General features: G+C 68.0%; 12 protein-coding genes and 1 pseudogene. 2 read left to right on the forward strand and 11 right to left on the reverse strand.

Annotated elements, in window-relative coordinates:
• Positions 1-86: 86 nt before the first annotated feature.
• The 6 genes from VGL85_RS09510 to VGL85_RS09535 all read right to left on the reverse strand — a co-directional run bounded on the left by VGL85_RS09510 (position 87) and on the right by VGL85_RS09535 (position 7,911).
• Positions 87-1,178: an acyl-CoA dehydrogenase family protein gene (locus VGL85_RS09510; RefSeq protein ID WP_331588449.1), complete on the reverse strand. Its 1,092-nt coding sequence runs from the start codon at positions 1,176-1,178 to the stop codon at positions 87-89.
• Positions 1,179-1,324: 146 nt separating this feature from the next.
• Positions 1,325-2,527 carry an acyl-CoA dehydrogenase family protein gene (locus tag VGL85_RS09515; protein ID WP_331588451.1) on the reverse strand — a complete coding sequence of 401 codons (1,203 nt, stop codon included), beginning with the start codon at positions 2,525-2,527 and terminating at the stop codon, positions 1,325-1,327.
• 223 nt (positions 2,528-2,750) lie between these two features.
• The gene (locus tag VGL85_RS09520; RefSeq protein ID WP_331588454.1) at positions 2,751-3,980 is read right to left on the reverse strand and encodes an acyl-CoA dehydrogenase family protein; all 1,230 of its coding nucleotides are present in this window, start codon (positions 3,978-3,980) and stop codon (positions 2,751-2,753) included.
• Positions 3,981-4,112: 132 nt separating this feature from the next.
• Positions 4,113-5,306: an acyl-CoA dehydrogenase family protein gene (locus VGL85_RS09525; protein WP_331588456.1), complete on the reverse strand. Its 1,194-nt coding sequence runs from the start codon at positions 5,304-5,306 to the stop codon at positions 4,113-4,115.
• A gap of 86 nt (positions 5,307-5,392) precedes the next feature.
• On the reverse strand, positions 5,393-6,607 hold the full coding sequence (locus VGL85_RS09530; protein ID WP_331588458.1) for an acyl-CoA dehydrogenase family protein: 1,215 nt from the start codon (positions 6,605-6,607) through the stop codon (positions 5,393-5,395).
• A gap of 83 nt (positions 6,608-6,690) precedes the next feature.
• Positions 6,691-7,911: an acyl-CoA dehydrogenase family protein gene (locus VGL85_RS09535; protein WP_331588460.1), complete on the reverse strand. Its 1,221-nt coding sequence runs from the start codon at positions 7,909-7,911 to the stop codon at positions 6,691-6,693.
• A 147-nt stretch (positions 7,912-8,058) separates the two neighbouring features.
• On the opposite strand from VGL85_RS09535, the gene VGL85_RS09540 reads away from it, so the two are divergent.
• Entirely contained in the window at positions 8,059-9,729 is a 1,671-nt protein-coding gene (locus VGL85_RS09540) for a bifunctional lysylphosphatidylglycerol flippase/synthetase MprF (protein ID WP_331588462.1), read from the forward strand.
• 354 nt (positions 9,730-10,083) lie between these two features.
• Here VGL85_RS09540 and VGL85_RS09545 read toward each other — a convergent pair whose 3' ends face one another.
• The 5 genes from VGL85_RS09545 to VGL85_RS09565 all read right to left on the reverse strand — a co-directional run bounded on the left by VGL85_RS09545 (position 10,084) and on the right by VGL85_RS09565 (position 15,175).
• A complete protein-coding gene (locus VGL85_RS09545) occupies positions 10,084-12,471 on the reverse strand; it encodes a TonB-dependent receptor (protein WP_331588464.1) in 2,388 nt (795 codons plus the stop codon).
• Between the two features lie 15 nt (positions 12,472-12,486).
• The gene (locus VGL85_RS09550; protein WP_331588467.1) at positions 12,487-13,458 is read right to left on the reverse strand and encodes a FecR family protein; all 972 of its coding nucleotides are present in this window, start codon (positions 13,456-13,458) and stop codon (positions 12,487-12,489) included.
• Between the two features lie 112 nt (positions 13,459-13,570).
• Positions 13,571-14,110 (reverse strand): RNA polymerase sigma factor, encoded by a 540-nt coding sequence (locus tag VGL85_RS09555; protein ID WP_331588469.1) that lies wholly within the window; start codon positions 14,108-14,110, stop codon positions 13,571-13,573.
• 104 nt (positions 14,111-14,214) lie between these two features.
• Positions 14,215-14,643 (reverse strand): MarR family winged helix-turn-helix transcriptional regulator, encoded by a 429-nt coding sequence (locus VGL85_RS09560; RefSeq protein WP_331588471.1) that lies wholly within the window; start codon positions 14,641-14,643, stop codon positions 14,215-14,217.
• A gap of 328 nt (positions 14,644-14,971) precedes the next feature.
• On the reverse strand, positions 14,972-15,175 hold the full coding sequence (locus tag VGL85_RS09565) for a hypothetical protein (protein ID WP_331588473.1): 204 nt from the start codon (positions 15,173-15,175) through the stop codon (positions 14,972-14,974).
• Between the two features lie 166 nt (positions 15,176-15,341).
• On the opposite strand from VGL85_RS09565, the pseudogene VGL85_RS09570 reads away from it, so the two are divergent.
• Positions 15,342-16,002, forward strand: a pseudogene (locus VGL85_RS09570) (Localization factor PodJS); the annotation flags it as partial.

The raw sequence follows: 16,002 nt of genomic DNA on the forward strand, positions 1-16,002 counted from the left end.
CGTTGCCTATCGGCCAAGAAAAAACCCCTCCGACGTCTCCGCCGAAGGGGCTTCCTGAACCTCGGTCCGTAGGGTTCTGACGCCCCCTAGTACCCCTGGATACGCGCGTAGCGGTCCCGGTGGAACGCCTGGTTGCCGAACGCCGCCTCGGCCGCGCGCGCCCGCTTCAGGTAGAAGCCCGCGTCGTGGGCGTCGGTCATGCCGATGCCGCCGTGCATCTGGACCATCTCGTTCGACACCAGGTGGAAGGTGTCGCCCATCTTGGCCTTGGCCAGGCTGACCAGCTCCGGAACATCGGGGCTGTCGTTGTCGATGGCGGCCAGCGCGGCCTCGACGGTGGAGCGCGCCAGCTCCAGGTCGGTGAACATCTTGGCCGCGCGGTGCTGCAGGGCCTGGAAGGAGCCGATCACCTGGCCGAACTGCACGCGGGTCTTCAGGTACTCCAGCGTGGTCTCGAAGGCCTGGTTGGCGGACCCCAGCATCTCGGCGGCGATGCCGGCGCGAGCGCGGTCGAGCACCTTTTCCAGCAGGGCCGGACCGCCCGAGAGCGGCTCGGCGGCCGCGCCGGCGAACTCGATGTTGGCGGCGCCGCGGCTGTCGGCCAGCGCCAGGCGGGTGCGCTTCACGCCCTTGTCGTCGCCCTTCACCAGGAAGAGGCCGACCTGGCCGTCCTCGCCCTTGGCCGAGACCACCAGCACATCGGCGGCCATGCCTTCCAGCACGAAGGCCTTCTTGCCGGTGAGCTTGCCGCCCTTGACGCTCGCCTCGACCTTGGCCGGGTTGTGGTGCGGGCCTTCGTCGATGGCCAGCGCGCCGACCGCGGTCCCCTCGGCGATCTTCGGCAGCCATTCGGACTTCTGGGCGTCGGAGCCGCCCAGCACCAGGGCCGAGGCCGCGGCCAGGCCCGAGGCCAGCAGCGGCGAGGCGGTGAGCGTGCGGCCCAGCTCCTCCAGGATCAGGCCCAGGCTCAGGTAGCCGAAGTTCGAGCCGCCGTATTCCTCCGGGATGATCACGCCTGCCCAGCCCATCTCGGCCATCTCGTTCCAGGCGGCGACGTCATAGCCCAGCTCGGCGCCTGAATCGCGCATCTTGCGGAAGGCGCTGACGGGGGATTTCTCCTGCACCCAGCTCTTCGCCGCGTCGCGCAGCATGGATTGTTCTTCGCTCAGGACGGCCATTTCTCTTTCCTCTCAATCCCTTCTTTCCGCTCGTCCCGGCGAAAGCCGGGATCCAAGCTGAGTTCAAATTTCGTCCCCAACCGCCTGCCCAAGCCCGCTAACGCCGCCTGGGTCCCGGCTTTCGCCGGGATGAGCGGAGAGGATGGCTAGTGGTTCTGCGTCAGGTCGGGCAGGCCCAGGATGCGCTTGGAGATGATGTTCGACTGCACCTCCTGGGAGCCGCCGTAGATCGTGGTGGCCTTGCCGCCCAGCCAGGAGCGCACGGCTTCCTTCTCCTCCTTGGAGAACTCCTCGCCGGTCCAGCCCAGGCCCTGGGCGCCCATGATCTCCAGCGTCAGCTCGGCGCGGGTCTGCAGCGTCGAGGTGGCGGCGTTCTTCATGATCGAGGTCGCCGCCGACGGCCCGGAATTGCCCTTGGCCTCGGCCATGGCGCGCATGGCGGTCTGCTGGAAGGCGCGCCAGTCCATGTCGTTCTGGATGATGCGGGCGCGCAGGTCGGCGTCGGCGATGCGGCCGGCCTCGTCCGTACCGATGTATTCCTTGGCCATGTTGTCCAGGCTGCGGCCCATGCCGAACATGCCGCCGCCGCCCGACAGGCCGGAGCGCTCGTGCTGCAGCAGGCGCTTGCCGATCGTCCAGCCGCCGTTCAGCGGCCCGACCAGGTTCTTCTTCTCGGCGCGGGCGTCGGTGAAGAAGGTCTCGCAGAAGGGCGAGGTGCCATTGATCAGCTTGATCGGCCGGGTTTCGACCCCTGGCTGATGCATGTCGATCAGCACGAAGCTGATGCCTTCATGCTTCTTGGTGGTGTCGGTCCGAACAAGACAGAAGCACATGTCCGCGTATTGAGCGCCGCTTGTCCAGATTTTCTGGCCGTTGATCAGGTAATGATCGCCCTTATCCTCGCATCTTGTCTGTAGAGCCGCGAGATCGGACCCGGCTCCAGGCTCCGAATACCCTTGGCACCACCAGATGTCACCTTTGACGATGCCTGGAATGTGCTCTTTCTTCTGATCCTCGGTGCCGTATTCGAGCAGGGTCGGGCCGAACATCATCACGCCCATCCCGCCGATCGGGTTGTAGGCGCCGGCGCGGCCCAGTTCCTGCTGCACGACCCGCGCCTCGGCCGGCGACAGGCCGCCGCCGCCGTAGGCCGCCGGCCAGGTGGGCACGCCCCAGCCCTTGTCGCCCATGGCCTTCTTCCAGGCCTCCTGGGCCGCCGAGGGATTGGTCCGCTCCTCGCCGATCATCGCGTTGGGCCGGCCCTTCAGCTCGGCCGGGAAATTGGCCTCGATCCAGGCTCTCGCCTCACTACGAAAGGCGTCAAGATCGCCGCCGCCGAAATCCGCCATCGAAATCGCTCCGTTCAAATCTCAGACCGATCCTTCTCCCCCTGCGGGAGAAGGTGTCGGCGAAGCCGACGGATGAGGGGTCGCGCCGGGCTCTCCGCGCGATCCGCCCGCCGGCGGCTTCATCGTCCTGAGGGACCCCTCATCCGACCTCCTTCGGAGGCCACCTTCTCCCGCAAGGGGAGAAGAACACTGAGCGGCGATCCCTCAACTTATCGCCGATACCCTATCGTGCCTGCGTCACCTCGGGCAAACCCAGGATGCGCTTTGAGATGATGTTGTTCTGCACTTCCTGGCTGCCGCCGGCGATGGTGCCGCTCTTGCTGCGCAGCATGGCCTTGATCGCGCCGACCTCGTCATCCGTGAAGCCTTGGCCGCCCCAGCCGACACCCTGGTTTCCCAGGATCTCCACGGCCAGCTCGGCGCGCTCCTGGCGCACCCAGGAGCCGACGTTCTTCAGCACCGACGAGGCCGCGCTCGGCCCCGAGTTCGAGCGGTTCTCCACCGCGGCGCGACGGCCGGTGAGGGCAAACGCCTTCTCTTCCATCAGGTGCCGCGTGAGCCGGGTGCGCAGGTCGGCGTCGGCCAGCCGCCCGTCCTCGTCCACGCCGACATAGGCCCGCGCCAGCTCCGGCAACGCCGGGCCCGGCACATTTCCCGGACCCGCCTGGCCCGGCGTCGCGTTGGCGCCGCTGATCCCCTGGCGCTCGTGCTGCAGCAGCCGCTTGGCGATGGTCCAGCCGCCGTTCAGCGGCCCCATCAGGTTCTCCTTCGGGACCTTCACCTCGGTGAAGAAGGTCTCGCAGAACGGCGTGGTGTCGTTGATCAGCCGGATCGGCCGTGTCTCGACGCCCGGCGACATCATGTCGATGAGGATGAAGCTGATGCCTTCGTGCTTCTTCGACGCATCCGTGCGCACCAGGCAGAAGCACCAATCGGCCAAATTCGCGCCAGAAGTCCATATTTTTGAACCACTTACGAGATAGTGATCGCCCATGTCGACGGCCTTGGTCTGCAGGCCCGCCAGGTCCGATCCGGCGCCGGGCTCGCTGAACCCCTGGCACCATCGCAGCTCGCCTTTGACGATGGGCGGGATGTGGCGGCGCAGCTGATCCTCGTTGCCGTATTCCAGCAGCGTCGGGCCGAACATGATCACGCCCATGCCGCCGATCGGGTTGGGCGCGCCGATCGCCGCCATCTCCTCGGCCAGCACCCGGGCCTCGGCGCGGGAAAGCCCGCCGCCGCCGTACTGGGTCGGCCAGGTGGGGACGCCCCAGCCCTTCTCGCCCATCCGCTGTTTCCACAAGGCCACGTCGCCGGTGGCCTTGGCGCCGCTCACCTCGCTCTCGGCCACCGCGCTGGCGTCGCGCCGCAGCGAGGCCGGGAAGTTCTCTTCCAGCCAGGTCCTCGCCTCCTTGCGGAAGGCGTCCAGGTCGGTTCCTCCGAAATCAGCCATGTTCCAATTCCTCCGCTCGTCCCGGCGAAAGCCGGGATCCAGGCTGACCCCGAAGTTGATCCCCGGTGGTCCGCCTGACCGAACCCCCGCATGGGTCCCGGCTTTCGCCGGGATGAGCGGGGTTTGTTTGCCTCAGGCGTTCTGGGTCGTATCCGGCAGGCCCAGGATACGCTTGGAGACGATGTTCGACTGGATCTCCTGGCTGCCGCCGAAGATCGTGGTCGCCTTGCCGGAGAGCCAGGTGCGCACCGCCTCGCGCTCCTGCTGGCTGAATTGGTCGCCTTCCCAGCCCAGGCCCTGGGCGCCCATGATCTCCAGGGTGAGCTCGGCCTTCTCCTGGCCAATCCAGGTGCCGGAGTTCTTCATCACCGAAGTGGTGGCCGAGGGGTTCACATTGCCCTTCGCCTCGGCCGCGGCGCGGTTCAGCGTCAGGCCGTGGGCGCGCGCGTCCATCATGTGCTTGGCGATGCGGGTGCGCAGGTCCGCGTCGGCGATCCGGCCCTTGTCGTCGATGCCGACGTATTTCTTCGCCAGGTCCACGACGTTGGCGCCGGCCATCATCCGCCCACCGCCCTGGCCCGAGCGCTCGTGCTGCAGGAGGCGCTTGCCGATGGTCCAGCCGCCGTTCATCGGCCCGACCATGTCGTTCTTCTCGGCGCGGGCGTCGGTGAAGAAGGTTTCGCAGAATGGCGAGGTGCCGGCGATCAGCTTGATGGGCCGGGTTTCCACGCCGGGCTGATGCATGTTAATCAGTACAAAACTGATACCTTCATGTTTCTTGGAGGTATCTGTTCTGACAAGACAGAAACACCAGTCGGCGTATTGCGCGCCGCTCGTCCAGATCTTCTGGCCGTTGATTTTCCAGTGGTCTCCGGCATCTTCGCATTTCGTTTGAAGACTTGCGAGGTCGGAGCCTGCGCCGGGCTCGGAGTAGCCCTGGCACCAGCGCAGCTCGCCCTTGACGATCGGCGGGATGTGGCGGCGCTTCTGCTCCTCGGTGCCGTACTCCAGAAGGGTCGGGCCGAACATCGAGGTGCCCATGCCGGCCGCCGGATTGTCGGCGCCGGCGCGGGCCATCTCCTGCAGCAGCACGCGGGCCTGGGCGCCGGAAAGGCCACCGCCGCCGTATTCGGTCGGCCAGGTCGGCGCGGTCCAGCCCTTGGCGACCATGGCGGCCTTCCAGCGCTTGTGGTCCTCGGTCTGCTGTTCCGCGCCCGGGATCATCGCCATCGGCGCGTGGGCCAGGGACTTCGGGAAATTCTCATCGAGCCAGGCGCGCACCTCGGCGCGGAAGGCGTCCAGTTCGGAGCCGCCAAAATCGGCCATCGGAAGTCTCCCTGATAAAATTCTATTATTTCAATATGTTATATGAATGCTAGCACGGAAATCGTACAGTTTGGAGTCAGGCCTCTCTACTTCGGATCGGGCAGGCCCAGGACGCGCTTGGAGACCACGTTCAGATTGATCTCCGAGGTGCCGCCCTCGATGGAATTGGCCTTGGATCGCAGCATGGTGCGGAAGGCGGTGATCTCGGGGCCGGAGAAGCCCTCGCCCTCCCAGCCGAACCCCTGCTGGCCCATGGACTCCACCAGCAGCTCGTTGCGTTCCTGGGCGATCTTGGCGCCGGCGTACTTCATGATCGAGGTGACCGCCGAGGGGCCCTGGTTCGACTTCGCCTCGTCCGCCGCCCGTCGCACGGTGAGCTGGAAGGCCTTGGCCTCCATCAAATGGTCGGTGATCCGCCTCCTGAGGTCCGCGTCGGCCAGCCGGCCGGTCTCGTCCAGGCCCACATAGCCCTTGGCCGCCTCGACCACGGTCGGCAGCGGTATCGCCTGGCCGATATTGCCGCCGCCCAGTCCTGTGGAGATGTTGTCCCGCTCGTGCTGCAACAGGCGCTTGGCGATCGTCCAGCCACCGTTAAGCGGCCCCCACAGCTGGTCCTTCGGGACCTTCACGTCGGTGAAGAAGGTCTCGCAGAACGGCGAGGTCCCGTTGATCAGCAGGATCGGGCGCGTCTCCACGCCCGGCGCCTTCATGTCGATCAGCAGGAAGCTGATGCCCTCGTGTTTCTTCGAGGTGTCGGTGCGCACCAGGCAGAAGCACCGATCGGCGAAATTCGCGCCAGAAGTCCATATTTTTGAACCACTTACGAGCCAGTGGTCGCCTTTGTCCTCGGCGCGGGTCTGCAGGCCAGCCAGGTCGGAGCCGGCGCCGGGTTCGGAATAGCCCTGGCACCAGCGCACCTCGCCCCTGATGATCCCCGGCAGGTGCTGGCGCTTCAGTTCCTCGGTCCCGTATTCGATCAGCGTCGGGCCGAACATCATCACGCCCATGCCGCTGATCGGGTTGCGGGCGCCGATCCTGCCCATCTCCTCATGCAGGATGCGGGCTTCCTGGCGCGACAGGCCGCCGCCGCCATATTCGGCAGGCCAGGTGGGCGTGCCCCAGCCCTTCTCGCCGACGGCCGTCTTCCAGGCCTTCCAGTCCGGGTTGTCGTCGTCGGCCACGCCCGCGGCCAGGGCCGGTTGCCGCGACGGATCGCGCCTGAAGCCCTCGGGGAAGTTCGCGTCCAGCCATGTCCGGACATCGGCCCGGAAGGCCTCCAGGTCACCGCCAAAATCCGCCATCTGAATCTCGCCTTCGAAAACCGCAGATCGTCTCAGATCGTCTTTGGGACCACGGCCGAAATAGGCCGGACTAGGCAACTCAACTACTTGGGATCGGGCAGGCCCAGCACCCGCTTGGAAATCACATTGAGGTTCACTTCCGAAGTGCCCCCCTCGATCGAATTGGCCTTGGTCCGCAGCCAGCCGTGAACGGCGGTGAGTTCGGCGGGGCTGAAGCCCTCGCCGTCCCAGCCCAGGCCCTGGCCGCCCAGGGCTTCCACCATCAGCTCCGAGCGTTCCTTGGCGAACTCGGCCGCCGCGTACTTGATGATCGAGGTCGCGGCCGATGGGCCGTTGGAGGTCTTGGCCTCCGCCGCGATCCGCCCGATCGTCTGGCGCAGGGCCGCGAAGTTCATCTTGTTCTCGGTGATCCGCCGGCGCAGTTCCAGGTCGCTCAGCCGGCCCTCGTCGACGCCCATGTAGGTCTTGGCGACCTCGGCCAGGTCGCCCGAGGCGCCGCCGGCCGTGCCGCCCTCGCCGAAGCCGGCGGAGATGTTCTGCCGCTCGTATTGCAGCAGCCGCTTGGCGATCTCCCAGCCGCCGTTCAGCCGGCCGACCAGGTTGCCCTTGGGGATCTCCACGCCGGTGAAGAAGGTCTCGCAGAAGGGGCTCTCGCCGCTGATCAGCAGGATCGGCCGCGTCTCGACGCCCGGTGTGCGCATGTCGATCAGCACGAAGGAGATACCTTCGTGCTTCTTGGTCTGGTCGGTGCGCACCAGGCAGAAGCACCAGTCGGCCTTGTCGGCGTAGCTCGTCCACACCTTCGAGCCGTCGATCCGCCAGTGATCGCCGGCATCGACGCACTTGGTCTGCAGGCCGGCCAGGTCGCTTCCCGCGCCCGGCTCGGAATAGCCCTGGCACCAGCGGATCTCGCCGCGGACGATCTTCGGCAGATGCTCCTTCTTCTGTTCCTCGTTGGCGTATTCGAGCAGCACCGGGCCCAGCATCCACAGGCCGAACGACATCAGGGCCGGGCGATAGCGGCCTTTCGCCATCTCCTGGTCGATGATCCGCGCCTGGGCGGAGGTGAGCCCGCCGCCGCCGTATTCCTTGGGCCAGGTTGGCGCGGTCCAGCCCTTGGCGGCGACGCGGTCGCGCCAGACGATCTGCGGATCGGAAGAGCCCTGGAAGGCGCGTCCGCCCCAGACGGCCTCCGGGTTGGTCGCGGCGTCGGCGGCCCTCAGCTCCGGCGGATAGTTGGCGGCCAGCCAGTCGCGGACCTCCGCGCGGAAGGCGTCAAGCTCGGAGGCGCCGAAGTCGGCCATGGCGGGGTCAACCCTTTGCTTACGGAAGCGGCCGACACCTTAGCGCCGCCCCCAACGCAACGAAACAACCGTTTGAAGTGCTGAGGCGGGCAACATGACGCTTCAAATCGGCTATTAGAGCTGACCCTCAACAGACCCACGGGCTGGATGCAGTTCCTCCGAGATTTTCGCCCGGCGGCCTTCGCCATCGCACCTTGGACGGCGGCGATCCTGACCCTGGCTGCGGGGGTGATGCTGCTGGCGTCCGGCGCGACGCCGTCGGAACCGGTCCGGTTCATGCGGCTGATCCAGGTGACCCCGGTCTATCTGATCGAGGCGGCCCACTTCCTTTCCAGCATCCTGGGCCTTGCGCTGGTGCTGCTGTCCTTCGGCCTGCGCGCGCGGCTGGACGCGGCCTGGTACGCGACCCTGGGCGCCCTGTTGCTGGCCGCGTCCCTGGCCCTGCTGAAGGGCTTCAATTGGGAAGAGACCGCGGCCCTGATCGCGTTGGCCGTGATCCTCGTCCCGTTCCACGGCGCCTTCCCGCGCAGTTCCAACCTGACGCGGATGGAGATTACCCCAGGCTGGCTGTTCTCGGCCTTTTGCGCGGTGGTCGGCGCAGGCCTTTTGGGCCTGTGGACCTTCCAGCACTCCGACTATGCCGACCGGCCCTGGTGGCGGGTGATGGCCGACGCCGATGCGGAGCGCGCGGTGCGCGCCTGGGCGGGCGCGGCGATCGTGCTGTTCGCCTTCGGCCTTTGGCGGCTGGTCTCCTCGGCCGCGACCCCGCCGGTGGTGGGCGAGAGCGACCCCGAGTTCGAGCGCGTGCGCGCCATCCTGGCCAAGGCCGAGGTGGCCGAGCCCGGCTCCAACCTCGCCCTGCTCGGCGACAAGCGCTTCCTGTTCTCGGCTTCGGGCGAGAGCTTCCTGATGTTCGCGGTGCGCGGTCGCGCCTGGGTCGCCCTGGGCTCGCCCGTGGGCCTGCGCGAGGAGCGCTCGGAGCTGCTGTGGCGCTTCCGTGAGCTCGCCGACAGCCACGCGGCGCGGCCCGGGATCCACGGCCTCAACGCCGACGACCTGCCGGAGATCGTCGACCTGGGCTTCGCCATCCAGAAGGTGGGCGAGACCGCCGCGGTGCCGCTGGAGACCTTCTCCATGGAAGGCCGCAAGCGCGGCGCGGCGCGGCGCAACTGGCGCAAGCTGGGCGAGGTGGGCGCCGGCTTCGAGGTAGTCCAGGGCGAGGCGGTCGCGGCCCTGATGCCGACGCTGCAGGCGATCTCCGACGAATGGCTCGCCCACCACGCGGGCGGCGAGAAGGGCTTTTCCATGGGCGGCTTCTGGCCGCGCTATGTCCGGGAGTTCCCGGTGGCGGTGGTGCGCGCCGAGGGCCGCGTCGTGGCCTTCGCGACCATCTGGACCACGGCCAGCCGCAGCGCCTTCTCCATGGACCTGATGCGCTACGCCAACGACGCGCCGAACAACATCATGGACTATCTGTTCGTCGAGCTGATCGAATGGGGTCGCGAGCAGGGCTACGAGGCGTTCGAGTTCGGTATCGCCCCCTTGGCGGGCCTGGACGATCGTCCGCTGGCCCCGATGATGAGCCGTGTGGGCCGGCTGCTCTTCGAGCGTGGCGAGGAAATCTACAATTTCCGCGGCGTGCGCCGGTACAAGGACAAGTACGACCCGCTCTGGCAGCCGCGCTACTGCGCCGCCCCGCACAAGTGGTCGATCCCCTGGCTGATGGCCGACGTGGGGCTTCTTTCGTCCGGCGGCGTCTCCGGTCTCTCCAAGCGGCCGAAGAAGGCCGAGGAGGCGCCGCAAGCCGTGGAGGCTTAGTCGGCGGTAAGGGAGCGCGCGGTGCGTGGGGCGATGCCCCGGCCGAGGGTGTGACACCTCAGGCCGGGGCGGCCATCCGCGCCGAGACTGGAGAGCCGGCGCAGCAACCTGCAGCCTCAGCGTAGCACTGTAAGGGGGTTCCGCCAAACGGGGGCGGTCAGGCGCGGCCCTGGACGCTCTCCCGTCAGGGCCGCGCTCGGCCGAACATAGCGCGGAGTTGGGCTCTGGATCGCGCTACGTCGCCTAAGGGCTCAACACCTTGAAGGGCGCCGAGTTGTGGGGATGACGTCGTGGCGTCCCTCAATCCCTAGGTCGGGTCGGAACTTTTTTTGAAGATCGGCAGCCGGCGCGGATTCAGTAGTCCGCGTAGAGGGTCATCCCCACGGTTCGCGGCCGCTGCGGCGTGATCTGGCGGACCTGCGCCGGGTTGAACGGGTTGCCGAAGGCGAAGGTGTCGCTGAAGGCGTTGGTCGGATTGGTCAGGAACAGCTGGGCTCCGTAACGGCCGTGGCGAACCTCGGCCACCAGCCGGGTGCTGACATAGCCGCCCTGGGGAAAGGAGCCGTCGAAGGCCACCAGCGACCGGCCGATGTAGGCGGTCTCGTCGGTCAGCCGCACCAGCCAGTCCCCGGCGATCGAACGCTGATAGCTGATCATCCCGCCGCCGGAAAAATCCGGCGCGCCCGGCAGAGAGCTGGGCAGTTGCGCCAGGAAGGCTGGATTCGGGTTGGCGGTGCGGGTGTGCGACAGCCGGCCGTTCAACTCGACGGTGAAGCCGCCCAGCCGGTAGGCCAGGTCCGCCTCGACCCCAAGCAGATAGGCGTCGCCGGCGTTCGTGGTGAAGGGGATGCCGGACGAGCGGAACTGGTCGGTCTGGAAGTCCTTCCACACCTCGTAGAAGACCGCCGCGTTCAGGGCCAGGCGGTGGTCGAAGGCCTCGAGCTTCACGCCCGCCTCATAGTTCGTGAGCTTGTCCGGCGCGTAGGTCTCGCGGTTGGTCGGAAGCGGCACCGCGCCGCCCGAGTTCACCCCGCCGGGCCGGAAGCCCTCCGACATCACCGCATAGATCAGGTCGCCGGCGCCGATCTGCCGCTGCACCGAGATCTTCGGCGAGAAGCCTGAGAAATGGGTGCTGCGGTCCAGGCTGCGCGGCAGGAACAGCTCGGAGACCACCGAGGATCGGGTGTGGGTGTCGATCGAGAAGACGCGGCCGCCCAGCGCGACGCTCCAGACCGGATCGATCTGCAGGCTGGTTTCGCCATAGGCCGCGAGCTCGCGGATGCGGTCGTAGCGGTTGTCGCCGTAGACCTCCACGTCAGGGGCGAAGGTGTGCTGGGCCAGGAGCTGGGCAGGTGTGTGCTCGCCGGTGTCCGCGCCATAGACGCCCAGCAGCCACTGGAACCGGCCGCTCCCGCGCGAGGTCAGGTAGGCGTCTTCCACCAGCATGTCGGTGTGGTTGACCTCCGAATAGGCCGAGGTCTCGGCGAAGGAGGTGAACAGGTTCTGGACGGCGGTGGCGTCGTAGAGGCTGTGATAGGCGTGCTCCACATAGCCGGTGGAGGAGGTGAACTCCGCCGAACCCCAGGCGTACTTCACGGTCCCGGTTGCGAAGGCGATGTCGTTGACGTGCGGTTCGAGGATCCGGTTGTTGCGGGTGAGGCCGAGGCCCGGCGAGGTGTATTGGGTGTCGTCCGAGCGTAGGTGCTGGGCGGCGGCGGTGAAGCTGACCGTCCAGGCGTCGGTGGGCTGATAGAGCAATCCCAGGCGCAGGCCGTAGCGCTCGGTCTGGTTGGCGTCCTTCCGATGGACGACGGTGTCGTCGAGATAGCCGCCGTCCAGCTCCTCGTAGGCCGACAGCCGCAACGCCGCCACGCCACGCAGGATCGGATAGTTGCCGTAGCCCTCCACCGCCTCGCTGGGGGCGCCGTCCTGGGTGTCGGCGCCGGTGACGCGCGCCTCGGCGGACAGGTGCTGCAGATCGGGCTGGTGGGTGACGATCCGATAGATGCCGCTCAACGTCCCCGAGCCGTAGAGCGTACCCTGCGGCCCGCGCACGATTTCCACGCGATCCACGTCGGTCAGGCGCAGATCCGGGTCCGGGGCGTTGTAGTTGATCGGCAGGTTGTCGATGTAGGTCGCCACCATCTGGCGCGTGCGGCCGGTGTAGGCGCCGTCGGAGATGCCGCGCAGCACCAGCTTGTCGCGGCCCGGCCCCAGGTTGGTCGACAGCATCCCGCCCAGTTCAGCCGAGCCGCTGGCCGCGTCGGTCGCGCCGACCGACTGCAGTTCGTCGCCCGAGACGGCGGTCACCGAGACGGCGAGCTGGCGCGGATCGCGCACCCGTTTGGTGGCCGTGACCAGCAGCTCGGAAACCGCCGTCGTGGGTGGCGGCGCGGCGGCGCGCTCGCCCTCCCGATGGCGGGCGGTGATCTCCACGGTGTCCGGCGCCACCAGCTTCCAGCCGCATGGCGCATCGGCCAGCATCAGGTCCAGCGCCCGGTCGAAGCTCATGGCCGCCACGAACCGCTGGGGCAGCTTTCCCTCGCAGGCGCCGGCGCCGAGCAGGGTCAGGTTGGCCTGCTGCGCCAGGTCCAGCAGGGCTTCGGAATAGGGCTTTGCCTCGATGTGGAAGTGGATGCGCGCGGACGCGGCCTCTGCGCCGCCGGCGGCGGCGAGGCTCGTCGCGCCGGCGAGCGCCAACGCAGCCACGAACTCGCAACGCCTAGCGATGATCCGGCCCACCCCAAACTTTGGACGCTACTTCCTGATCAGCGTCAGTCCCTGGGCGGAGGGTACTGCCTTGACGGGCAGCATCAAGGACAAGCGCGTGGCAACCGCGTGCGGATCGTCCAGAACGATCACGCCGGTGATCGGAATCCGCGCCAGCGCCGGGTCGCCGATGTCGATCTGCTGGGCGAATTCGCGATTCAGATCGGCCACCACGTCCTGAAGCGGCTGGTTGCGGTAGACGAGGCGGCCAGAACGCCAGCTGAAGGTCTCCTGCGGGTCGACCAGCCGGACGGCTTCGGCGCCGCCTTGGCCTATAGCCAGCCGTTCGCCCGGCGTCAGCAGGTAAGTCTGGCCCGAGCCTGAGGCGCCGGGACGCACCTCGACACGGCCCTGGGCCACGGTGACGGTCAGGCCGTCCTGACGGTCGCGCACTTCGAACTGGGTGCCCACGTCGCGGATTTCGCGCCCGGCGGCCTCGACGGTGAACGGCCGCGACGGATCGTGGATCACATTGAAGATCGCCTGGCCGTTCGCCAGCGCCACCTGCCGGCGTCCGCCGGAGATGCGGACGGTCAGCCGGGTCTCGGCGTCCATGTCGATGGTCGAACCGTCGGCGAGCTTGATCTTCTGATGCTGGGCCCGGGCGGTCTGATAAGTCTGGGCCGGCGCCTCGCGCAGGCTGGGGGGCAGGATCACCAGCGCCGCGGCCGCAGCCACCGCCACGCCGCCGCCCGCCATCCAGCCGCTCCAGCGCGACCTGGCGCGCATCGCCCGGCGGCGGTCGAGCGCCGTCAGCTCCTCCAGCACCGTCTCGGCGCGGATCTCGAATTCGTGCCAAGGGGCCAGCGCCCGCTCATAGGCAGGGCGGTTTTCCGGATCGGCGGCCAGCCAGGCCTCGAAGGCGTGACCGTCCTGCTCGACGACATGTTCGCCCGACAGCCGGGCCAGCCAGGCGCTGGCGTCGGTTTCCGCCTGCTCCCTTCGCGCTTGCTCGGTCATTGGTCCACTCGCCCACATCGCGCCAACGGCGCCGGACATGCCATAAGACGTCGCCGATCGGGTCGAACCCAATGTCGTGCCGACGCGAAGGCGGTGAATTTGCGCCAGGCCGTCATGGGCGCAGCCGCTCGGCGAGCTTGCGGATCGCCGCCTGGATGTGGTGCTCGACCATCTTCTGGGAGATTCCCATGGCCTCGGCGGTCTTCGCCTGGGTCAGGCCTTCAAGCTTGTTGAGGCGGAAGGCGCGGCCCATCTGCGGCGGCAGGTCGGCGACAGCCTCGGCGAGCAGGCGCGCCCGCTGGCGCTCGGCGATGGTCTCGTCGGCGGCGGGGCCCGGGACCACGTCCTCGCCACCCAGGGTCGCGCGGGTTTCGAGCCGCCAGCGGGCGTCGCGGCCGGACGCGCGCCGGGCGCTGCGGATATGGTCGACGGCCAGGTTGGCGGCCATGCGGTAGAGCAGGGCGGCGGGGGTGCGCACCTCAGAGGCGTCGGCGGCGGCGATCTTCAGGTAGAGGTCCTGGATCAGGTCCTCCGCCTCGACCATCGAGCGGGTGCGGGCGGCCAGGAACAGCAGGAGGGTCTCGCGCTTCTCGAAGAAGGCCTGGACGAGGGGGCTTTCCTCGCGCCGTTCGGAAGGCCCAGACGGCTCCACTGCTTCTCCCCGACTGCCAAAACGCCCGCGCGCAGGGTTTCAGATCGCGCGGCGACGCTCAAGAGCGGCCGGGTGGCGCAGCGGGCGGATGGATGTGCGGGCGCTCACGACGACGCCTTCTCATCGTCCGAAGACGCCCCGGCGAGGGCCACGAAGGCGCGCATGATTTCCGACGAGACGCGCAGCTCGATCAGGCTGGCCGCCGACAACCGGTCCAGCAGGGCCTCGCCCTGAGCGGTGAGGCGTAGCAGGACGCGGCGGCGGTCGTGGGGCGAGGGCGCGCGGGCCACCAGGCCCGCCTTCACCAGGCGGTCCGTCAGCTCCACGGCGCTATGGTTCTTGAGCAGCAGGTGATCGGCCAGTTCGCCGATCGAGATCTCTTCGCGGCCTGGATGGGCGCCCTTGATCGAGAGCAGCGCCTGGTGCTGTTGCGGCGTCAGCCCGGCCTGCCGCGCATTGGAATCGGTCAGCGAGGTGAAGCGCCGCAAGGCCAGGCGGAAGGCCGCCAGCTCATGGTAGTTGTCGGAAGTCATACGGCCGGATCGGGACAAGGGTCGGGGTTCCTGTGGGCGATCGGAACCGATCCTAGCGCACGAATCCGTGCTTCGGCGGGAACATTACATCGCGATACGATCTACCCTGATCGGGACGATCAAGATGCAAAGGCCTCGCCTTCCTCACGGCCCGCTGCAGGACGGTTGGATGACCGACCTGATGCTCTGGGCCATCATCGGCCTCATCGTGGCGCTGAACGCGATCATGATGTGGCGGATCGCGACCGCCACCGTCTGAGCCTGTCGCGGTGCGGTCGGTCGATCGAAGACCTTGCGGCGTCCGGCCGCGGTTGCATCGCGCCTGGCCTTATCCGGCCTGGCCGGGCTTCAGCAGCTGCAGCACGTAGCCGGCCAGGATGATGGCGCCGGTCGCGGCGACCAGCATGATCGGCCGCCAGGGGATCATCCGCGGTCCGCGCCGCGGATCCGGCGGCCGCGCCCCACGCCAGCCGGCGAAGACGGCGAGCGCCAGCAGGGCTCCGGTCAGGCCGGCGGCGAGCGTCAAGTCCATGTGCGACGCCGTAGCGCAGGCGCCCGCGCCCGTGGAACCCCCAACGGCGCCTGTGACCCGGGTTTCGTCCACAGTTCCGAGCGCCGACCACTACATGTTGCGTTAGGCTTTCGTTTACACACCAATTGACGGTGCTAGCGTTCCTCTGATCAGGAGGGGCGATTCGATGACGGCGGCGGCGCCCTGGAGCGTCAAGGGGATCGATCCGAAGGCCCGGGAGGTCGCCAAGACCCTTGCCCGCCGTTCCGGCATGACTCTTGGGGAATGGCTTAACCGAATTATCCTAGAAGATGAGCTGCCAGAGGAGGTCACCTCCGAGGAGCAGTTCAGCACGCGCCCGACCCGGATGCCGGCCCCGGTCGCGAACGAGGCGTCGACGTCGTACATGCCGCCCCCGTCCTTCTTGTCCCGGCCCGTCCTGGGCCAGGCCGCCAGACCGGTGGAAGGGGAGCTGACCAGTGGCGCGGCCGAGGACCTGGCCCGCATCGCCTCGGCGCTGGATCGCCTGACCGACCGCATCGAGGCCTCGGAGACCCGGACCGGCCTGGCCATCTCCGGCGTCGAGCATTCCGTTCGCCACGCCATGGCGCGCATCGAGACCGCCGAGCGCGAGCACATGGCCGTCGCCACGCGTTTCGACGCGGCCGCCGAACAGCTCGGCGCCGAACAGGCCCGCGCCGCCGAGCGCATGCGCTGGGTGGAGACCGAGCTCACCGGGCCGCGATCGGCCGAAGCCCTGAAGATTCTCGAGGACCAGGTCAGCCGGGTCGGCGGCGAGATCGCCGACAGCGAGGCGCGTACGCGCACGACGCTGGCCGGGCTGGAAG

It is taken from the genome of Phenylobacterium sp. (assembly GCF_036501465.1).
GTDB lineage: Bacteria > Pseudomonadota > Alphaproteobacteria > Caulobacterales > Caulobacteraceae > Phenylobacterium.